At 63.6% G+C, this 19,261-nt stretch carries 17 protein-coding genes; 11 read left to right on the top strand and 6 right to left on the bottom strand.

Translation table 11 applies throughout. The annotated features are described in order from the left end of the window. Together DT068_RS03805 and DT068_RS03800 are read left to right on the top strand one after the other, a co-directional pair. Complete coding sequence (locus DT068_RS03805) at positions 1-909, top strand: ABC transporter permease (RefSeq protein ID WP_119388800.1); 909 nt, start codon at positions 1-3, stop codon at positions 907-909. Further along, positions 869-2,719, top strand: coding sequence for a dipeptide ABC transporter ATP-binding protein (locus DT068_RS03800; protein WP_368904410.1), 1,851 nt, complete (start codon positions 869-871; stop codon positions 2,717-2,719). Before DT068_RS03805 ends, DT068_RS03800 begins: the two co-directional genes overlap by 41 nt. A gap of 162 nt (positions 2,720-2,881) precedes the next feature. Here DT068_RS03800 and DT068_RS03795 read toward each other — a convergent pair whose 3' ends face one another. Further along, positions 2,882-4,477, bottom strand: coding sequence for a GMC family oxidoreductase (locus tag DT068_RS03795; RefSeq protein ID WP_119388454.1), 1,596 nt, complete (start codon positions 4,475-4,477; stop codon positions 2,882-2,884). Between the two features lie 77 nt (positions 4,478-4,554). Here DT068_RS03795 and DT068_RS03790 point away from each other — a divergent pair, with 77 nt between their 5' ends. Beyond that, positions 4,555-5,658, top strand: a complete 1,104-nt coding sequence (locus tag DT068_RS03790; RefSeq protein ID WP_119388453.1) for a mandelate racemase/muconate lactonizing enzyme family protein — start codon at positions 4,555-4,557, stop codon at positions 5,656-5,658. 1 nt (position 5,659) lies between these two features. On the opposite strand, the gene rtcA is transcribed toward DT068_RS03790, so the two are convergent. From rtcA to DT068_RS03765, 4 genes are all read right to left on the bottom strand, one after another. Further along, entirely contained in the window at positions 5,660-6,679 is a 1,020-nt protein-coding gene (rtcA, locus tag DT068_RS03785; protein ID WP_119388452.1) for an RNA 3'-terminal phosphate cyclase, read from the bottom strand. Between the two features lie 16 nt (positions 6,680-6,695). Next, positions 6,696-7,931, bottom strand: a complete 1,236-nt coding sequence (locus DT068_RS03780; protein ID WP_119388451.1) for an RtcB family protein — start codon at positions 7,929-7,931, stop codon at positions 6,696-6,698. A 5-nt stretch (positions 7,932-7,936) separates the two neighbouring features. Next, positions 7,937-8,482, bottom strand: coding sequence for an RNA 2'-phosphotransferase (locus DT068_RS03775; protein WP_119388450.1), 546 nt, complete (start codon positions 8,480-8,482; stop codon positions 7,937-7,939). A gap of 426 nt (positions 8,483-8,908) precedes the next feature. Then, positions 8,909-10,468, bottom strand: coding sequence for a vWA domain-containing protein (locus DT068_RS03765; RefSeq protein ID WP_119388449.1), 1,560 nt, complete (start codon positions 10,466-10,468; stop codon positions 8,909-8,911). Positions 10,469-10,660: 192 nt separating this feature from the next. Between DT068_RS03765 and rtcR the strand changes: the two genes are divergently transcribed. Next, complete coding sequence (gene rtcR, locus DT068_RS03760) at positions 10,661-12,259, top strand: RNA repair transcriptional activator RtcR (RefSeq protein WP_119388448.1); 1,599 nt, start codon at positions 10,661-10,663, stop codon at positions 12,257-12,259. A 53-nt stretch (positions 12,260-12,312) separates the two neighbouring features. Here rtcR and DT068_RS03755 read toward each other — a convergent pair whose 3' ends face one another. Beyond that, on the bottom strand, positions 12,313-12,969 hold the full coding sequence (locus DT068_RS03755) for a GntR family transcriptional regulator (protein WP_119388447.1): 657 nt from the start codon (positions 12,967-12,969) through the stop codon (positions 12,313-12,315). Between the two features lie 190 nt (positions 12,970-13,159). Here DT068_RS03755 and DT068_RS03750 point away from each other — a divergent pair, with 190 nt between their 5' ends. From DT068_RS03750 to DT068_RS03720, 7 genes are all read left to right on the top strand, one after another. Next, positions 13,160-14,005 (top strand): substrate-binding periplasmic protein, encoded by an 846-nt coding sequence (locus DT068_RS03750; RefSeq protein WP_368904409.1) that lies wholly within the window; start codon positions 13,160-13,162, stop codon positions 14,003-14,005. 207 nt (positions 14,006-14,212) lie between these two features. Then, positions 14,213-14,878 carry an amino acid ABC transporter permease gene (locus tag DT068_RS03745; protein ID WP_119388445.1) on the top strand — a complete coding sequence of 222 codons (666 nt, stop codon included), beginning with the start codon at positions 14,213-14,215 and terminating at the stop codon, positions 14,876-14,878. After that, on the top strand, positions 14,875-15,534 hold the full coding sequence (locus DT068_RS03740) for an amino acid ABC transporter permease (RefSeq protein ID WP_119388444.1): 660 nt from the start codon (positions 14,875-14,877) through the stop codon (positions 15,532-15,534). The genes DT068_RS03745 and DT068_RS03740 overlap by 4 nt, the downstream gene beginning before the upstream one ends. Further along, positions 15,531-16,313, top strand: a complete 783-nt coding sequence (locus tag DT068_RS03735; protein ID WP_119388443.1) for an amino acid ABC transporter ATP-binding protein — start codon at positions 15,531-15,533, stop codon at positions 16,311-16,313. Before DT068_RS03740 ends, DT068_RS03735 begins: the two co-directional genes overlap by 4 nt. Beyond that, positions 16,310-17,431, top strand: a complete 1,122-nt coding sequence (locus tag DT068_RS03730) for a mandelate racemase/muconate lactonizing enzyme family protein (RefSeq protein ID WP_119388442.1) — start codon at positions 16,310-16,312, stop codon at positions 17,429-17,431. The genes DT068_RS03735 and DT068_RS03730 overlap by 4 nt, the downstream gene beginning before the upstream one ends. 1 nt (position 17,432) lies before the next feature. Beyond that, the gene (locus DT068_RS03725; RefSeq protein WP_162913990.1) at positions 17,433-18,197 is read left to right on the top strand and encodes an SDR family NAD(P)-dependent oxidoreductase; all 765 of its coding nucleotides are present in this window, start codon (positions 17,433-17,435) and stop codon (positions 18,195-18,197) included. Between the two features lie 32 nt (positions 18,198-18,229). Further along, complete coding sequence (locus tag DT068_RS03720; protein ID WP_119388440.1) at positions 18,230-19,219, top strand: acetamidase/formamidase family protein; 990 nt, start codon at positions 18,230-18,232, stop codon at positions 19,217-19,219. Positions 19,220-19,261 lie beyond the last annotated feature (42 nt).

The raw sequence follows: 19,261 nt of genomic DNA, 5'->3' as shown, positions 1-19,261 counted from the left end.
ATGACCGCCAGCGCCCTGACGCCGCCACGTGCCAGCACGCGCGGCCTGAGCCCGGCGGCCAGGCTGTGGCGCGAGACCTGGGGCCAGCGGGAATTCCGCTTCGGCCTCATCCTCATCCTCACCCTCATCGCCGCCTCGATCCTGGTGCCGCTCGTCACCGGGATCGACCCCGCGAAAATGCAGATCAAGGACAAGTACCTGCCGCCGGTGTTCCTGCCGGGCGGCACATGGGCACATATTCTCGGCACCGATCACCTGGGCCGCGATCTGTTCGTGCGCTCGCTGATCGGGCTGCAATATGCGCTCGGCATTTCCTTCACCACCGTCATCCTGATGTTCCTGTTCGGCTCGATGGTGGGGCTGGTCTCGGGCTATTTCGGCAAGGTGGTCGATGCGCTGCTCATGCGCCTCACCGACGCGCAGCTTTCCATCCCGCTCATCATCCTCGCCATCACGCTCCTCACCGTGTCGCGCCCGACCGTGCCGCTCATCATCTTCGTGCTGGCGGTCTCAGGCTGGCCGGTCTATGCGCGCGTCGCCCGCGGCGTCACGCTCAGCGAGCGCAACAAGGAATATGTGCGGGCCGCGCAGATCCTCGGCGCCTCGCACTGGCGCATCATCCTGACGATGATCGCACCCAATATCCTGCCGCCCATCGCCTTCGTCGCGGTGCTCGACCTCGCCCGCATGATGATCTTCGAAGCAATTCTCGGCTTCATGAGCATCGGGGTGCAGCCGCCGACGCCGACCTTCGGCAATATCATCGCCGACGGGCGGAAATATCTCATCAATGCCTGGTGGATCGCCACCATGCCGGGCGGCTTCCTGCTGCTCGCTTTGTTGTCCATCAATCTCATGGGAGCCTCGCTTGAACGCGCCCGCAACAAGCTCTTCTCCGGCCAGATCTGAGCGGGAGACGATCCTCGCGGTCGAGGACCTCGGCATCGAGCTGGTGCGCGGGGCGGAGCGTCGCGCCATCCTCGACGGCGTCAGCTTCGCCGTGCCGGAACGCGGCCTCATCGGCATCATCGGCGAGAGCGGATCGGGCAAGACGGTACTGGGCCGGGCGCTGACCGGCTGGGTGCCGGAGCCGCTGCGCCAGACAAGGGGATCGGTCGCGGTCGCCGGCCGCAAGCTCAGCCAGCTCACAAATGAGGAATTGCGCCAGCTGCGCGGCCGCACCGTGGGCTATATCGGCTCCGATCCCGGCACCTCCTTCGATCCGACCCTGCCGATCGGTGTCCAGATCGCGCAGAAACTGCGCGCCGTCGTTCCGCATACAGGCTGGGCGGCGGCCAAGAAGCGCGTGCTCGATCTGCTCGACCAGGTGCGCATCCCTTCGGCGGCGCGGCGCTTCGATGAATATCCCTATCAGTTCTCGGGCGGCATGCTGCAGCGCGCGGCCATCGTCGATGCGCTGGTGGCGCAGCCCAAGATCCTGATTTGCGACAACATCACCCAACCGCTCGATGTCACCATCGCCGCCCAGATCGTGCGCCTGCTGCGCGGGCTCGAGCGCGACCTCGCGACCGCGATCGTGTTCTTCACCTCGTCGGTCCCGGTCGCCAAGGAGCTGATCGATGACCTGATCATCCTCGACAAGGGTCGCATCATCGAGCGCGGGCCCAAGGACAGAGTGATCGCCAGGCCGGCCGAAGCCCATACAAGGCGGCTGATCGACAGCTCGCCGCGCATCTGGGGCAAGGATGTCGACGTCCCACGCAACACCACCGCGGCGGCGCTTCCCTCTGACGTGCTGCTGTCGGTCGAGGATGTGGTGAAGACCTATCGCGTGCCGGACCGGACGCGATTCTCCGGCACGCTGGAAGTCAAGGCAGTGCGCGGCGTGACACTCGACATTAGGGCCGGCGAGAATGTCGGCCTTGTCGGCGAATCGGGCTGCGGTAAGTCCACTTTGTCGCGGCTGCTCAGCTGGATCGAGACGCCCGATCGCGGGCATATAAGGTTCCAGGGCAAGGACATGGCGGGGCTCCGGGGCAAGGAGCTGCTCGCCATGCGGCGCAAATTCCAGCTTCTGCTGCAGGATCCCTATAACTGCCTGCCGCCGCATCTGTCGGTGGCGAAGACCATCCGCACGTCGCTCGACATCCATGGCGTGAAGCGCGCCGAAGCGCGCGAGCGGGCGCGCGCGGTGATGCATGAGGTGGGGCTCAAGGACGATGATGCCGAGCGCCTGCCGATCGGCATGAGCGCCGGCCAGCGCCAGCGCGTCAATATCGCCCGCGCCCTGGTGCTCGAACCGACATTGCTCATCCTCGATGAGACCTTGTCCTCGCTCGATCCCGCCGAGCAGAGCCGGCTCATCGACCTGTTCGAACGCCTGCAGGCCAAGCACGGCCTCACCTATCTGGTGATCTCACATGACCTCGCTCTGGTGCGCAAAGTCTGCAGCCGTGTGGCGGTGATGTATCTGGGCAAGATCGTCGAGAATGCCGGCAATGCGCGGATCTTCGACAATCCCGGCAATCCCTATACGCGCGCTCTGCTCTCGGCGGTGCCGGTGCTCGACAAAGGCCCGTTCAATCCGGCCGAATGCCTGGTCGATGGCGAGCCGCCGAGCCCGATCAATGTCCCGAAAGGCTGCTCCTTCGCCACGCGCTGCCCCAAGGCGGCCGATCTGTGCCGCAGCAGCGAGCCCCTCTTCTCAACCTCCGAGCAGAACCGCAACGGCGTCGCCTGCCATTTCCCCTATCACTGAGGCACGTTGAGTTTGGATTAAGCCATACCCCTCACCCTTTCGAGGCTCGCTGCGCTCGCAGCTCAGCATGAGGAGACGGGAAGGAACAAGGATCGCGCTCGCCCACATGTGAGTTCCAAACGGGAAATCTCGCATGGATATCGCCACTATCGTCCTGCCGGGCTAGGCATCCTCGAGAATGAAGCCGGCCCCGCGCTCGCCAACCATGATCGAGGGGGCGTTGGTGTTGCCGGAGGTGATAGTCGGGAAGATCGAGGCATCGATGACGCGCAAGCCTTCGATGCCATGGACGCGCAGACTGGGATCGACGACCGAAGAGCCGGGGTCGGGCCCCATGCGGCAGCTTCCCACCGGGTGAAAGACAGAATAAGCGCGGTTGCGGATATCTTCGGCGAATTCGGCATCGCCGGTGACGGCCGGACCGGGCTTGAGCTCCTCATCGATGACCGCAGCGAGGCTCGGCGCCGCGCCGAGCTTGCGCAGGAAATGCGCCGCGGTGACCATTTCAGCGAGATCGCCGGGATCCGAGAGATAATTCGGATGGATAGATGGATGCGCGCGCCAATCCGCCGATTTGATCGCCAGATGGCCGGCGCTCCTCGGCTTGCAGGGCGAGATGCTGGTGTAAAAGCCCGGGAACGGGTCGGGATTCATCAAGGGCCGCGTCTTGGGCGGCGCCTTCTCATAAGTGAGGGGTGAGAAATAAAGCTGGATATCGGGCGCCTTGCGGGCGGGATCGGAGCGGTAATAGCCGCCCGCCTGGTTGAGACTGAGCGACAAGGGGCCTTGCCGCGTCAGGACATATTGCAGGCCCACGCGCAACTTGCCGTGCCAGGGATAGAGCACGGTGTTGAGGCTCGGCGCCGAGGTGCGATAGGTGAAATCATAGCAGAGATGATCCTGGAGATTGCGCCCGACCGCTTCATTGCCGAGACGCACATCGATGCCCACCGCCTTCAGGACCGATGCCGGGCCGATGCCTGACAATTGCAGGAGCTGCGGCGAGCCGATCGACCCTGCGGAGAGGATGATCTCCCTGCCACGCGCTTCGCGCATCCTATCGCCCTGGGCATAGGCGACACCGACCGCACGGCTGCCCTCGAAGATGAGCTTCGTCGCCTGCGCGCGGGTGACGATGTCGAGATTGGGGCGCTTGCGCAAATAGGCGGATGCCGCGGATTCGCGAAAGCCCTTGCGGGTGGTGATCTGATAGAGGCCGGCACCTTCGATGGTCGCGCCATTGAGATCGGCGCTCGGGGGAATCCCCACCTCCTGTGCCGCGGCGATGAACAGGCGGCTCAGCGGATGGGCCTGCCGGTCGATGGTCGTCACATGCAAGGGGCCGCCGCTGCCATGATGCTCGCCGGCGCCCAGATCATGGTCCTCGAGCTTGCGATAGGCGGCGAGCACATCCCGCCAGCCCCAGCCCTTGTTGCCCATCGCCTCCCATTCGGCGAAATCCGCTTCCTGGCCCCTGGAATAGACCATGGCATTGATCGAGCTCGAGCCGCCCAGGACCTTGCCGCGCGGCCAGTAGCTGATACGGCCGTTGAAGCCCGGCACCGGCTCGGTCTGATACATCCAATTGACATGCGGATCATAGAAGGTGCGGCCATAGCCTATGGGCATCCTGATCCAGACATTGCGGTCGGAGGGACCCGCTTCGAGGAGCAGAACCCGATGCCTGCCGCTTTCGCTCAAGCGTCCCGCCACGGCCGAGCCCGCCGAGCCCGCGCCTATGATGATGTAGTCCCACATGGATGAATGACGATGGAGATTGAGTTTGACGGAGCGGGAGACTATGCCAAGACGCCGGATGAGGGAAGAGCGCCAGAATGAGAATCCAGAAACTCGAGACATTCGCCGATGAGTTCGTGGGCTTCGTCCGCGTGACGGCCGATACGGGCGATCAGGGCTGGGGGCAGCTCTCGACCTATCAGGCCGATATCACGGCCGAGATCTTCCACCGCCAAGTGGCGCGCCATGCGCTGGGCAGGGACGCCATCGATTTCGCCGACCTGCTCGAGCGTATCAATGAACGGGAGCATAAATTCCCCGGCTCCTATCTGCGGCGCGCCACGACCGGGCTCGACACCGCGCTGTGGGATCTGCGCGGCAAGTTCGAAGGCAAGCCGGTGACCGTGCTGCTCGGCGGCAGGCCCGGCAAGCTCCGGGCCTATGCGTCCTCGATGAAGCGCGACATCAGCCCTGAAGACGAGGCGCGCCGCTTTCTCAAACTGCGCGACGAGAAGGGCTTCACCGCCTTCAAATGGCGGGTGGGGGCGGAATGCGGCCGCGACCGCGACGAATGGCCGGGCCGCACCGAGGCCATCGTGCCCCTGGTGTCGCGCGCCCTCGGCGACGGCATCGACAAACTGGTCGATGGCAATTCCGGCTTCTCGCCGAAGCGCGCCATCGAGGTCGGGCGCCTCCTCGAAAGCGACGGCATCGGCCATTTCGAGGAGCCCTGCCCCTATTGGGAATTCGCCCAGACGAAGGAAGTGACCGACACGCTCACTATCGATGTCACCGGCGGCGAGCAGGATTGCGAATTCACCGCCTGGAAGCAGATGATCGACATGCGCGCCGTCGACATCATCCAGCCCGATGTCATGTATCTGGGCGGCATCACCCGCACGCTGCATGTGGCACAAATGGGCGCCAGAGCGGGACTTCCCTGCACGCCGCACAGCGCCAATCTCTCGCTGGTCACCATGTGCACCATGCATCTCCTGGCCGCGATCGAGAATGCGGGGAAATATCTCGAGCTCTCGATCGAGGAGGCGGATTACTATCCCTGGCAATATGGGCTGTTCACCGAGGACCCCTATGCGGTCACGGACGGCCATGTCGAGATCACCGACCGGCCGGGCTGGGGTGTCGAGATCAACCCGGCCTGGCTCGATCGGGCGCAGTATAAGGTCAGCGAGCTGGCCTGATCTATAGCGACACCTCGATCAGCCGCGCGCCGCGGCGGGCGTCGGTGATCGTGATCTCGACGGGCAGGAACTTCTCGATGACCGCGATATTGCTGTGCGTGTGCGGCGTCGGGCGCGTGGTGGTGAAGCGCCCGCCGCCGGCAAGCGCCAGAGGCAGCAGCAACTGATCGGCGAGATGAGCGCCGATGGCGGCTTCGCTCTCGATATATTTGTCGACCTGCTTTGCCACCTTGCCCGCAACCTGCTCGGCCGTGACGTTAAGCTCGCCATGGGCGGTGAAGACGTCGGTGATGTGCTCATGGCGGATCTCGATCCACAGCAGATTGCCGGGACCCGAAGCCTCGACTTCCCTGATCTTCACCTCGCCTTCGGCCAGCGCCAGAAGCTCCTGCAACCGGCCTGCCTCGCGCCGGGCAATATCGACACCGAGATTGGCGAACATGGCTTCACCATTGCGCGAAAGCAGCGTGCCGCGATCCTCCGCCACGAACTTCTCCGGCCCGGTGCGCACCGGGCCGATCTCGGCCATGAGCTTGCCGCCGCCCGCCGGATAGAAGCCGTGGCGCTGCAAGGTGAGCGTCGCATCGAAGCCCATGCGGCGAACCGCGGGAAGAAAAGCGCGCTCGAGGAATTCGAAAGGTGGGGCCGCGAGATTATGCGTGCCGCCTTCGATGGTGAGGCGTGATGCCGCCGTCTGGCGCGCCAACGGCAGGAACACGGTCTGGAACACCAGAGAAGCCGCGCCCGCCGAGCCAATGGCGAAGCCATAGTCGCCGGCGCGCACTTCGCCCGGCTCGAAAGTGAGCGCTGTCGAGCCCAGCTCGACGCCTTGGGCCTTGCCGCCGGAAATCTGCACCGCCGCCTTCACCGCCGCCAGATGCTGGCGCAGCAGGCCCGGCTTGGCGCGGCCGGCGCGGATCTTCTCGATCCGGAACGGCTCGCCGGTCAGCAGGGAAAGCGTCAGAGCGGAGCGCAGGATCTGCCCGCCGCCCTCGCCCTGGCTGCCATCGATCGTCAACATGATATTACTATCCTGACTATCCCTTTACGCATATGACCTGGCGCAGCGTATGGACGATCTCGACAAGATCGGCCTGCGCCAGCATCACGGCATCGATATCCTTATAGGCCTTGGGCGTCTCATCGATCACATCCTCGTCCTTGCGGCATTCGATGCCGGCCGTGTCGGCGACATGATCGGCGATGGTGAAGCGGCGCTTCGCCTCGGCGCGCGACATCACGCGCCCCGCCCCATGCGAGCAGGAGCAGAAGCTTTCGATGTTGCCGCGGCCCCGCACGATGAAGGACTTGGCCCCCATCGAGCCCGGGATGATGCCCATGACGCCTTCGCCCGCATGCACGGCACCCTTGCGGGTGACGAGCACGTTCTTGCCGAAGTGATGCTCGCGCGCCACATAGTTGTGGTGGCAGTTCACCGCCTCGAGATGCGCCTCGAAAGGCTTCTCGATCACCTGGCGCGCCGCGTCGATGGCATGCTGCATCATCACCTGACGGTTGGTCATGGCGAAATGCTGCGCCCATTCCACCGCCTCGACATAGTCATCGAAGTTCTCGGTGCCTTCCGGGAAATAAGCGAGGTCGGCATCGGGCAGGTTGATGTACCAGCGCCGCATGTCCTCCTTCGCCTTCTCGATGAAATAGGAGCCGATCTGGTTGCCGACGCCGCGCGAGCCCGAATGCAGCATGAACCACACGCGGTCCGCCTGATCGAGGCAGATCTCGAGGAAATGGTTGCCGGTGCCGAGGGTGCCGAGATGCACCGCCGTATTGGCCTTGGCGAGCTTCGGATGCTTGGCGACGATCTGGGCGAAGCCTGTCTCAAGGCCGGCCCAGGCTTCCGACGTCGCTTGTGGCAGATCATGCCACGAACCCTTGTCGCGGCTGCCGCGGCTCACGGTGCGGCCATGCGGCACCACGCGCTCGATCGCCGAGCGCAAGGGAGCGAGCGTGTCCGGGAGATCGGCAGCCACGAGCGAGGTGCGCACCGCCATCATGCCGCAACCGATATCGACGCCGACGGCCGCCGGGATGATGGCGCCGATCGTCGGGATCACCGAGCCAATGGTCGAGCCCTTGCCGAAATGCACATCCGGCATCACCGCCAGCCACTTATAGATGAAGGGCATGCTGGCGGTGTTGAGAAGCTGCTGCTTCGACGGCTCATCGACCGGAACACCCTTGGTCCACATCTTGATGGGCGCGGCATGCTCATGCGATGCCGGCTCGGTCAGAACTTCGTAGCCATGAGCCATCGTCTTCAATCCTTCACAGTCAAATAATGCGGCGCCACATGGCTGGTCAGCCAGACGCCATTGTCGGCTTTGTAGAAATGCAGTCCATCATGATGCATCCGATCCGCCGCGACGAGCAGGATGACCGGCTTGCCATGCCGCATGCCCACTTTGCGCGCCGTCTCCCTATCGAGCGAGAGATGGACATGCTGGCGCGTTTGCGGCTTGAGGCCCTCAGCCAGGATCTTGTCCAGCACCTTCGCCGCCGTGCCATGAAAGAGTTGGCTGGGCGGCGTGACCGGCGCCAGATCGAGGCTAACAGCCACTGAATGGCCCTGCGCCGCCCTGATCCGCTCTCCATCCGGCGACAAGGTGAAGCGCTTTTTGTCATTGCTCGCCACGATTTCGCGGAGGATTTCCGGCGTGAGCTGATGTCCATGCGCACCCGCTTTGGCGATGAGCTCACTGGTCGAAACCCAGCCGCCCTCGCCCAAGACGAGACCGATCTCATCCGGTGCGTGGCGCAGAATGTAGCTTAGAAACTTGCTGAGCCGAGTGATGTTCTTTTCCATTTTCTTTACTTACCAATGAAGGTCCTTACGACAAGAAGGTGATGAAACATTTCCTGCTCTACCGCTGAGCTACAAGCCCATAGATGGTGGACTTGACGGGATTCGAACCCGCGACCCGGGGTTTACAGCCTGTAGTTCCATCGGCATTCGTAAGGGCCTGTTCCTTTCAATCATATCCGCCAGGCGGCAAGTTTATGCGAGACGTTTCCTGAGCTACTACCGGCTTTCACCGGCGGGAGGAAACGAACCTCCGACCTCCTGCCATTGCCGGCAGGCGCTCTACCCTGTAGTCCCGCAGGCATTCGCCCCGCGGCGGTGACAAGAGAGGACAAGAACTGGGGATTCGACCCCCCGGTGCCACTGTATTCCTGTCCGCATTCACCCATTTCGCTGGACCACGAGGCGCCGCCCCGTGGTCCCTTGTCGTTATAGCGCGATCTTCTCGATCTCACCGATCCAGTGATCAGCACCCAGCCGGTTCTCGGCGAAGGCGGCGATCATCTCGAACACCGTATCGGAGAAACCTCCGATATTCAGGATGTCCTCACGCTCGACCGCCTGCGTCGTCGTGTTGGGCTGGATGTCGATGCAGACGAGCTTGGCTTGCGGGTTCACCCGCTTCACCTTCTCCCATGCCTTCATCGTCGCCGTTCCGGTAGCGCCACCCCCGGATGCATCCACCCAGGATTCGTTATCAGAAACGAAGATGACGAGATCGACCTTCGCCTTCTCGCGCGCCAACCGCACCAGCGGCGCCGAGCAGTTGGTTCCGCCGCCGCCGATCTTGGCCAGCTTCCTGGCATTGGTCAGCACCGTATCGCGCGGATTGAGATCGATATCGATCACATCCTGCTCGAAGGGCAGCAGCTCGACCCGGGCGTTGCGGCGCAGGAACGAAGCAGCCACCAAAGCCGCGACGTCGATGCAGCGCACAACGCTCGAAGCCCCCTTGCGGTATCCCGTCGCGGGCGACGTCATCGAGCCCGAAACGTCCGGGCAGATCACGATCCGCTTATCGAGCTCCGGCACATTGCCGATGGCGATTTCCATCGCATCCTGCAAGGCGTTGCGGACCGGCTTCGGCACTTCCCCGGCCGAGGCGGCATAGGCCGCCAGCAGCTGATAGGGGAAGACCTTGGCGCGGGCGATCGCTTTGGCATCGGCGAGGCGCTCAGCCACGTGCTCCGACATGCCGGCAATACCGAACACGCCGTGGCGCGCGAAGGTGTTGAGCCCCTGGCGCAAAGTCTGCCAGGACGCCGTCCGGGCCACTTCCGCCCACTGCTTCTGCGTCAGCGGAAGCGCGGTCAAAAACTGGAACGGCACGTTGGGCACCGGCAGCGAGGGATCGCGCTTGAAGGCTTCAAGATCCTTCACGATCTGCGGCAATGCGGCGGCGTCATAGGGACGACCGATCACATAGCCATAGAGCGCTTCGCGCGCCTTCGAGGCGGGCTTCGGGTGAACCATGCGGATGATATCGGCGAGCGAGGGATCGTTGCCGATGCTCGCGCGCAGGATATCCTCATCCGAGGCCTGAGCCAGCCAGGCGAGAATCATACGCTTGGGCCGGGAGCCGAAGGACTTGCGACCGATGGCGCCCGAGCGGATGACCTGCACGAAGTTGCGCAGCATGCGGCCATTCACGATCACACGCGGAAACGCCTTGGCGAAATCACCGGTATCGAGCGTGGCAAGGATCGCCAGCAAGGCCGCCGGCATATCCTTCATATGGCCCTTTTCGCGCGCATAGATCGCCGTCCTGGCGATGAAGGCGGAATCCACCTGCAGCGCCAGCTTCAGCACCAGATCGAGCTGCTCCCGCGGCTCAGCATAGAAGGTCCGGTTGAAAGTCCCGGTCGCGGCCAGTTGCGCCAGCGCAGCACGCGGCACAAGACCATAGGCCGGAGCCTTCTCATGGTTCCAGGCATTCGCACGCGGAAGCAGCCTTCCGATCGTCGATGCAAACACGGATTTGTTTGCCATTGCTCTTCGTCCTTCTGTTGACGAAGACTTCCTTTGCAGCGCGCGTGCCAGATGACGGCGCGATATCTGATTTTTACCCAATATACTGATTTACATAGGTTATTTATTCTAGATGCGGCTTGTAGCGCAGTCCAGCTGAACATACGCTCCAATTCTATTGGATATAATCTTATCTTATAATATAAATCTCTGATGACCAAAGCGAATGTCGTCATCGGCTTTCTCGGCACGACTCTGGATGTCGGGAAATGGGATACACGCTGGGAGCGCTGGCGGCCGACCATTGCCGTGTGCCAGCAGGACGACTTCATCGTCGACCGCCTGGAGCTCATCCATGACGACCGCTCGGCCAGCCTGGCGCGGCGGCTGATCCAGGACATCAACCAGGTCTCGCCCGAGACGAAGGTCGCCTCCGTCATCATCAATCTGAAGGACCCTTGGGATTTCGAGGAAGTCTATGGCGCGCTGCATGACTTTGCGCGCGGGCGCAGCTTCGACACCGAGAGCGAGAACTATTTCGTCAACATCACCACCGGCACGCATGTGGCGCAGATCTGCTGGTTCCTGCTCGCCGAGACGCGCCATGTGCCGGCCAAGCTGCTGCAGCTCTCGCCGCCCAAGAAGGCGCGCGGCGACCTGACCAGCCCGATGCGCATCATCGATCTCGACCTGTCGCGCTATGACCGCATCGCCACGCGCTTCAGGGCCGAGCAGCGCGATGCCGCCTCCTTCCTCAAATCGGGCATCGCCACGCGCAACCCGGCCTTCAACCGCATGATCGACCGCATCGAGCAGGTGGCCATCAATTCGAAGGCGCCTTTCCTGCTGATGGGGCCGACGGGTGCGGGCAAATCGCAACTGGCGCGGCGCATCTATGAGCTCAAGAAGACACGCCACCAGATCGAGGGACCGTTTGTCGATGTGAACTGCGCCACCTTGCGGGGCGACACGGCGATGTCCTCGCTCTTCGGCCATGTCAAAGGCGCCTTCACCGGCGCCCAGGCGGCACGGTCGGGCCTGCTCAAATCCGCCGATGGCGGGCTCCTGTTTCTCGATGAGATCGGCGAGCTCGGCCCCGACGAGCAGGCGATGATCCTGCGCGCCATCGAGGAGAAGCGTTTCCTGGCCGTCGGCGCCGACAAGGAAACGGCGAGCGACTTCCAGCTCGTCGCCGGAACCAATCGCGACCTCAATGAGGCGGTGCGCTCAGGGCATTTCCGCGAGGACCTGCTGGCGCGCCTGAATCTGTGGACCTTCGCACTGCCCGCTTTGCGCGACCGGCCGGAAGATATCGAGCCCAATATCGATTTCGAGCTCGACCGGCAGGCGCGCGACGACGGCGCCAAGATCACCTTCAACAAGGAGGCGCGTCTGCGCTTCACTCATTTCGCGACATCGCCCGATGCGAAATGGAGCGCCAATTTCCGCGACCTGTCCGCCTCGATCACCCGCATGGCGACACTGGCGCCCAAGGGCCGCATCGACGAGGCGACGGTCGGCGAGGAGATCGAGCGGCTCAAGGCCCTGTGGTCCGGCGGGCGGCGCGATGCGGCGACGGATATTCTGAACGGGGTCTTCTCCGATGAGCGCCTAGCGCGGATCGACCTCTTCGACCAGAGCCAGCTGGCAACCGTCATCGCCATATGCCGCGACAGCGCCTCGCTCAGTGCCGCCGGGCGCCGGCTGTTCGCAGCGTCGCGCCGGGAGAAGACGAGCGGCAACGACGCCGACCGCCTGCGCAAATATCTGGCCCGCTTCGATCTCGACTGGGCCACCGTGATGGCGAGATAGCTGCGCGCCCAACAATGTCCGCCGCCATACAATTCGTAATGTGGCGAAGAGGATCAGCGCCCGCGCAGGCGCAATATGTGCCCGGGTATCTCGGCCGTGAGCGCAGCAATGTCGCCCGCGGCGATCAGGTCGCGCAAGCGGCGGTGATGCGGGCCCATCACCAGCGCATCCTTCTCGTCGCGGATCTCCTGGCCGAAGACGATGAGCACATGGCGCGCCAGCGACTCCCACAGGGTCTGAACGATGGCGTTTCCGGAGGCCTCGCAAATGGCGCGGTGGAAAGCGAGATCGGCCTTGCTGACATCCATCCAGGCGAGACGCGCCGCCGCCTGCTCCATAGTCGCGATGATGGCATCGAGCCGGCCGAGCAGCGCCGGCAGCTCCTTGCGGTTCGCGACCGCATCGCGGAGCGCGATCTTCTCCAGCGCGATGCGCGCCTCGCAGATCTGGTCGATGCGCCTGTCGTCGAAAGCCGGGATGAAGGTGCCGCGATGGGGCGTGCTCGCCACGATGCCCTGGGCCTCCAGGATCTTCAGCGCCTCGCGCAAGGGAACGCGGCTCATCTGCAAGGTGGCGGCGAGATGGGCTTCGACCAGCCTTTCGCCCGGCTTGAAGATGCCGGCGGCAATGCCGCCGACAATGGCCTCGGCCGCCTGCTCGGCCAAGCTCGGCGAGCGCGCAAAGGGAAGGGTCGGTCCGTCAGCCATCATGGGTTGTCCAGCTTCTCCCGCATGTCTTCCGTCTTAACGCGGCGATTCTCAATTGCCTATTGCGCATTCAAACTAATTGTATACAATTATACCGTCAAGCCCAACCTCGACCGTTGTGTTTGATGAATGTGGTCCTCGGGGCCGATGGACCTGGCTCACCTATGAAGCCGGGCTTTGCAGGGAGATGAAAATGAGTTTGGCTCGAATGACGCGGCGGATGGCGCTCGCCATGACGCTGCTTGTGGGATCAACCGGCCTCGCCTTCAGCGGCGGCGCCGACATACCGGCCGCCGGACAGAGCGCCAAGATCGACGCGATCAAGCAGCGCGGCGTGCTCAAGGTCGCCGCCATCGGCGAATTCCCGTGGCTGCCGGAAAACACATCAGGCTCCGGTCCGCAATTCTCCGGCCCCGCCTGGCTGCTCGCCGAGGAATATGCCAAGCGGCTGGGCGTCAAGCTCGAAGTGGTGCCGGTCAGCCATGAGACCAAGGTGCCGATCCTCGCCACCGGCGAGGCCGACATCTCGATCGCGCCTTTGGCGGTGACGCCGAAGCGCCAGGAAGTGGTGAACTTCGTCGTCTATTCGCGCTCGAGCCTGTGCATGTTCGGGCTTGCCGACAATGCCAAGCTCAAGGACCTGAAGACGGTCGACGATCTCAACCGCGATGACCTGACCATGGTCTATTTCACCGGCACGCCGCCCGAGACCTGGGCGCCGACCCGCTTCCCCAAGATCACGCTCAAAGGCGTGGCGGGCTCGGGCGCCAATGCGCCGGTCGAGGAAATCCTGGCGAAGCGCGCCGACATCGCCACCATCGACAATGTCGCCTGGCCCGCTTTGAACAAGCAGGTACCCGGCCTCGTCTCCTTCCCTGCCGGCGATGACTGCCTGCAGAGCAAGGAAATGGCGACCGATGTCGGCCTCGCGGTCGACAAGAAGGATCCGGTCTTCCATGCCTGGCTGCAGGCCGTCTATGACGAGATGAAGGACCAGGTCACCGCCGAGGAGATCAAGCTGCTCAAGAGCGGGGGGTAGCTGCCCTCGCCCCTCGAAGAGGGGAGAGGGAGGGACCCATTGCGCAGCAATGGGAGGGTGAGGGGCGTCTTGCGCCTTGGTATGGAAAAGCCAGACATGAGAGGAAGTGCGATGTTGCACGAGTGCCCCTCACCCTTCCCGCCGCTGCGCGGCGGGCCCCTTCCCTCTCCCCGCTGCGCTACGCTTGCAGGGCGAGGGTAATCCATCATGGACATCAATATCCAACCCATCCTGCAGAGCTGGCCGTTCCTGCTCAAGGCGCTGATGATGACGATCCTGGTCAGCGCGCTTTCGACGCTGCTCGGCTTCGCCATCGGCGTGATCGTCGGCGCGCTCAGGACCTATGGCGGGCGCTTCGCCAATATCGTGCTCGGCTTCTATGTCGACAGCATGCGCGCCATTCCGCTGCTCGTGATCCTGGTGTGGACCTTCTTCGCCTTCCCGCTGGTCATCGGCCATTCGATCAATGCGGTGACGGCGGGCATTGTCGGACTCGGCCTGCATCTCGGCGCCTATGTCTCGGAAACGATCCGCGCCGGACTCACTTCGGTGCGCCGCAACCAGATGCAGGCGGCCCTCGCCCTCGGCATGAGCCCGTTCCAGGCGATCCGCACCATCATCCTGCCGCAAGCGGTCATCCGCATGCTGCCGGCGCTCGGCTCGCTCTGCGTCATCGCCATCAAGGACAGCGCCATCGCCTCCGTCATCGCGGTGCCGGAATTGCTGCGCCAGACGCAGATCGTCGCCGGCAAGACCTTCCGCCCCTTCGAGCTCTATACCGCCGCGATGCTATGCTATTTCATCCTGTGCTATCCGATGGCGCGCGGCGTCGACCGCCTCTATCGCCGCCTGGCGCATCTGGGCTCGTCATGAGCTTCGACTGGTCCATCGTCTGGTCGAGCCTGCCGCGCCTCCTCGAAGGCGCCTGGATGACGATCTGGCTTGCCTGCGTCACCATGCTGCTCGCCATTCCGGGCGGGCTGGTGCTGGCGCTGCTGCGGCTTTCCAGGATCCGCGCGCTCGCCATGGCCGCCACCGGCTTCGTCGAATTCTTCCGCGCCACGCCGCTCATCCTGCAGATCTACTGGGTCTATTATGTGCTGCCAGCCTATTTCGACGTGCAACTGTCGCAAATCGCCACCGCGGTCACGGGCCTCGTCTGCAACATCTCGGCCTTCAACTCGGAGACCTTCCGGTCCGGTATCGTGTCGATCCGGCAGGGACAATGGAATGCCGCCTATGCGCTCGGCATGACGCCGGCCAATGTCTTCCTGCGCATCGTGGCGCCGCAGGCGCTGATGCGGGTGCTGCCGGCGCTGGCCTCGACCTGGGTGTCGCTGTTCAAGGACACATCGCTCGTCTCGATCATCGCGGTCGCCGAGCTCTCCTACGTATCGCTGCAAATCCGCGCCGAGACCTATCGCATCCTGGAAGTGCTCACCGCCATGGCGGCGCTCTACTGGCTGATGGGCTATCCGCAGGCCAAGCTCGTCGACTGGATCCACCACCGTTTCAAGGTTGCCGAATGACCGACGATCCGATTCTCATCTTCGAGAGCGTGGTCAAGCGCTATGGCGATCTGACCGCGCTCGACGGCGTCAGCCTGACGCTCAGGCGCGGCGAGGTCGTCTGCCTGATCGGGCCTTCCGGCTCCGGCAAGTCGACGCTTCTGCGCTGCGCCAATGCGCTCGATCCCGTGGATGAAGGCCGCATCCGCTTCGACGGCCATGAGGTCAAAAGCACGGAAAGCTCGGTGCGCCTGGTGCGCCAGCGCATGGGCATGGTGTTCCAGAATTTCGAACTGTTCCCGCATCTCACCGTCCTGCGCAACATCACCATCGGGCCGACAACGGTTCTGAAGCTCGGCCACGCCGCGGCGGATGAGCGGGCGAAAAAGCTCCTCGCCAAGGTCGGCCTTTCCGACAAGGCCCTGTCCTATCCTTCCGCCTTGTCCGGCGGCCAGCAGCAGCGCGTCGCCATTGCCCGCGCGCTCGCCATGGAGCCGGCGCTCATGCTGTTCGACGAGCCGACCTCGGCGCTCGATCCCGAGACGATCGGCGAGGTCTTAAGCGTCATGAAGACGCTGGCCGATGAAGGCATGACCATGCTGGTCGTCACCCATGAGATGGATTTCGCGCGCCGCGTCGCCGACCGCGTCGCCGTCTTCGACAAGGGCCGCGTCATCGAGGAAGGCGCGCCCCAGGAGATCTTCACCAATGCCCGGGTCGCCAGGACGCGCGATTTCCTGAGCCATCTCGGCTGGCATGGCGAGGGGGCAGCATCCGTCAGCAAGAGAGAAGAAGCATGAAAGAGCACAGAATAGAGAGAGCGGAAGTCTTCGTCGTGGGCCCCGATGTCGAGCGCTATACATGGGCGGAGGGCATGAGCGGCCAATATATGGCCAATATCATTCTCAGGCTCACCGCGGCGAGCGGGCTTCAGGGCATTGCGGGTGGGGCGATGATCACGCCGCACAGTTTCGACCGCGCCGTCGGCGAGACGCTGCGCCATGTGCTGCCCGACGTGATCGGGCGGCATCCGGGGGAGCGCGAGATATTGTGGAAGCAGATGCGCAATCTCGGCACGCCGATGGTGCCGCAGGCCCATTCGCTGATCGATATCGCGCTGTGGGACATGGCGGCGCGCCATGCCAATCTGCCGCTCTATCAGCTCCTGGGCGGGGCGCGCGACAAGATCCTGTCCTATGCCTCGACGCCTTTGCTCGCCGACAACCAGGCCTATATCGATTATGTCGGCGAACGGCACGAAGAGGGCTTCAAGGCGGTCAAGTTCCATTGCTGGTGCCAGCCCGAGCGCGACCTGCCAATGTGCGCGGCGGTCAGAAAGCATTTCGAGGGCCGCGATCTCGCTCTGATGCTCGATGTCGAGCAGCGCTATGATCTACACAGCGCGACCCGCGCGGCGCGGACTTTGAGCGATCTCGGCTTCCGCTGGTTCGAGGCGCCATTGGTCGACACAGATATCGAAGGTTATCGCGAGATCAGGCGGCAGAGCACGGTGCCCGTCATTGCCGCCGGCAATACCTGGACCGACCTGCAAATGCTGCTGCAGGGCGCCAGGGCCGGCGCCTGGAGCGCGCTTCGGGTCGATGCCACGATCTGCGGCGGCATCACGCCGATCCGCAAGGTGATGGGGCTCGCCGAAGCTCTGGGCATGGATGTCGAGATCCAGTGCTGGGGCTATACGCTGACCCAGGCGGCCAATCTCCATGTCATGCTGGCCTTCGACAACTGCACCTATTTCGAGCAGCCGGTGCCCTATCCCGCTTTCGAATATGGATCGCATGACGTCATCCGCACCGACAAGCAAGGCTATGTGCATGCGCCGAACGGACAGGGCCTCGGCATCGCCATCGACTGGAAGGCGATCGAAGCGGCATCCATCCTCCATTTCGAGATCCGCTGACATGGGTGGGCGTCTCATGGGCAAGCGGGCGCTCATCTATGGCGGCGGCACCGGCATCGGCTTCGCCATTGCCGAAGCCATGGCGCGCGAAGGGGCGAACCTGTTCCTGTCGGGCCGGCGCGCCAATATCCTCGATGAGGCGGCAGCACGGCTTTCGAAGATCGGCCGCGCCTCCACAGCCTCCGGCGATGCGACAAGGCCAGAGGATGTCGTACGTGTCACGGCCGCGGCAGATACCTTCCTCACCGGCATCGATACGCTGGTGGTGAGCGCCGGAGCGGGCGGGCGCACCTCGATCTTCGATGCCGACCCACAAGAATTCCAGCGCATCATGGATCATACGCTGAGGCCCGCCTTCCTCGCGGTGCGCTATGCGGCGCCGCAGCTCCTCGCGGCCAAGACGGCCTCGGTCATCATCATCTCCTCGACCTATGGACTCGTCGGCCATGCCGAGCGCGTGGCCTATTGCGGCGCCAAGGCCGGTGTGATCGGCATGGTCAAGGCGATGGCGCTCGATTTCGCAACCCACGGTATCAGAGTGAATGCCATTTGTCCGGGCTATGTGGAGACGCCGCTCGCCATCGAAGTGGCGCAGGCGGAGAAAGACCCGGAAGCGGCGCTGGCGGCGAAAAGGCTCATGCATGCCATACCGCGCGCCGGCAAGCTCGAAGAGATGGGCGAGCTTGCCGTCTATCTCGCATCCGACCTGTCGGCCTTCATGACGGGCCAGGCGATTGCCATCGACGGCGGCTATTCCAGCCGCTAACTTTCCTGCCAAAGCAGGCGCAGGAGGAATTCATGGCTGACTGGCTGGGCACGAGCTATATGGCGCGCAAAGGTGTCGCGCGCGGCAAAGCGGGGAAGACCCACGAGCTCACCGTCGAGAAGCAGGGCAAGTACCAGTATGTCTATGGCGCCTATGCCAAGCCGGTGCTGACCATCGAGCCGGGCGACATTGTCGTCGCCGAGACACAGGATGCTTTCGAGGGCGCCATCAGGACCGAGAAAGACCTGCCGACCAAGGTGCTGAACCTGCCCTTCGTCAATCCGCAGAACGGGCCGATCGCCGTCAAAGGCGCCGAGAAGGGCGATGTGCTCTGCGTCCATATTCATTCGATCAAGCCCCGCGGGCCGCAGCCCGTCGGCACGACGGCGCTCATCCCGGAATTCGGCGGGCTCGTCGCCACCGGCAATACGGCGCTCCTCAACGCACCCCTGCCGGAGCGGGTGAAGAAAATGGAAGTGACGGAATCAGGCATCAAATTCAGCAAGACGATCACGCTGCCCTATGAGCCCTTCATCGGCACGCTGGGCGTGAGCCCGGAGATCGAGGCCGTCACCTCGCTGCAGCCCGATTACTGGGGCGGCAATATGGACCTGCCCGATGTCTGCCCGGGCGCCGTCGTCTATTTCCCGGTGCATCACAAGGAGGCCTATCTCCATCTCGGCGACTGCCATGGCACGCAGGGCGACGGCGAATTGTGCGGTGTCGCGGTCGAGATTCCCTCGACCACGACAGTGCAGGTCGATCTCATCAAGAACTGGCAGATCGCCTGGCCAAGGCTCGAGAACGAGAAATTCATCATGACCATCGGCAGCACGCGGCCGATGGAAGACGCGGCGCGCATCGCCTATCGCGAGCTCATCACCTGGCTGGTGAGCGATTACGGCTTCGAGCGGGACGAGGCCTATTTCCTGCTCACCCAGGCGGGCCGCGTGCGGGTCGGCAATATGGTCGATCCCAAATATACGCTCGGCGCTTCTATCCTGAAGGAGTATCTGGGCTGATACGTCATCCCGGCGCAAGCCGGGATCCAATAAACTCCACCC

The organism is Taklimakanibacter lacteus, assembly GCA_003576695.1.
Classification (GTDB): Bacteria; Pseudomonadota; Alphaproteobacteria; order Rhizobiales; family Aestuariivirgaceae; genus Taklimakanibacter; species Taklimakanibacter lacteus.
Note: the sequence above shows the minus strand (reverse complement) of the source record. Positions and strands in the feature narration are given on the sequence as shown.

Excerpts from the sequence above, each read along its gene's own strand:
- DT068_RS03740 (WP_119388444.1), top strand. The coding sequence starts at position 14,875 with ATGAGCTTCGACTGGTCCATCGTCTGGTCGAGCCTGCCGCGCCTCCTC.
- DT068_RS03795 (WP_119388454.1), bottom strand. The coding sequence starts at position 4,477 with ATGTGGGACTACATCATCATAGGCGCGGGCTCGGCGGGCTCGGCCGTG.
- DT068_RS03775 (WP_119388450.1), bottom strand. The coding sequence starts at position 8,482 with ATGGAAAAGAACATCACTCGGCTCAGCAAGTTTCTAAGCTACATTCTG.
- rtcR (WP_119388448.1), top strand. The coding sequence starts at position 10,661 with ATGACCAAAGCGAATGTCGTCATCGGCTTTCTCGGCACGACTCTGGAT.
- rtcA (WP_119388452.1), bottom strand. The coding sequence starts at position 6,679 with ATGTTGACGATCGATGGCAGCCAGGGCGAGGGCGGCGGGCAGATCCTG.
- DT068_RS03725 (WP_162913990.1), top strand. The coding sequence starts at position 17,433 with ATGGGTGGGCGTCTCATGGGCAAGCGGGCGCTCATCTATGGCGGCGGC.
- DT068_RS03765 (WP_119388449.1), bottom strand. The coding sequence starts at position 10,468 with ATGGCAAACAAATCCGTGTTTGCATCGACGATCGGAAGGCTGCTTCCG.
- DT068_RS03720 (WP_119388440.1), top strand. The coding sequence starts at position 18,230 with ATGGCTGACTGGCTGGGCACGAGCTATATGGCGCGCAAAGGTGTCGCG.
- DT068_RS03745 (WP_119388445.1), top strand. The coding sequence starts at position 14,213 with ATGGACATCAATATCCAACCCATCCTGCAGAGCTGGCCGTTCCTGCTC.
- DT068_RS03755 (WP_119388447.1), bottom strand. The coding sequence starts at position 12,969 with ATGATGGCTGACGGACCGACCCTTCCCTTTGCGCGCTCGCCGAGCTTG.
- DT068_RS03790 (WP_119388453.1), top strand. The coding sequence starts at position 4,555 with ATGAGAATCCAGAAACTCGAGACATTCGCCGATGAGTTCGTGGGCTTC.
- DT068_RS03805 (WP_119388800.1), top strand. The coding sequence starts at position 1 with ATGACCGCCAGCGCCCTGACGCCGCCACGTGCCAGCACGCGCGGCCTG.
- DT068_RS03730 (WP_119388442.1), top strand. The coding sequence starts at position 16,310 with ATGAAAGAGCACAGAATAGAGAGAGCGGAAGTCTTCGTCGTGGGCCCC.
- DT068_RS03735 (WP_119388443.1), top strand. The coding sequence starts at position 15,531 with ATGACCGACGATCCGATTCTCATCTTCGAGAGCGTGGTCAAGCGCTAT.
- DT068_RS03780 (WP_119388451.1), bottom strand. The coding sequence starts at position 7,931 with ATGGCTCATGGCTACGAAGTTCTGACCGAGCCGGCATCGCATGAGCAT.
- DT068_RS03750 (WP_368904409.1), top strand. The coding sequence starts at position 13,160 with ATGAGTTTGGCTCGAATGACGCGGCGGATGGCGCTCGCCATGACGCTG.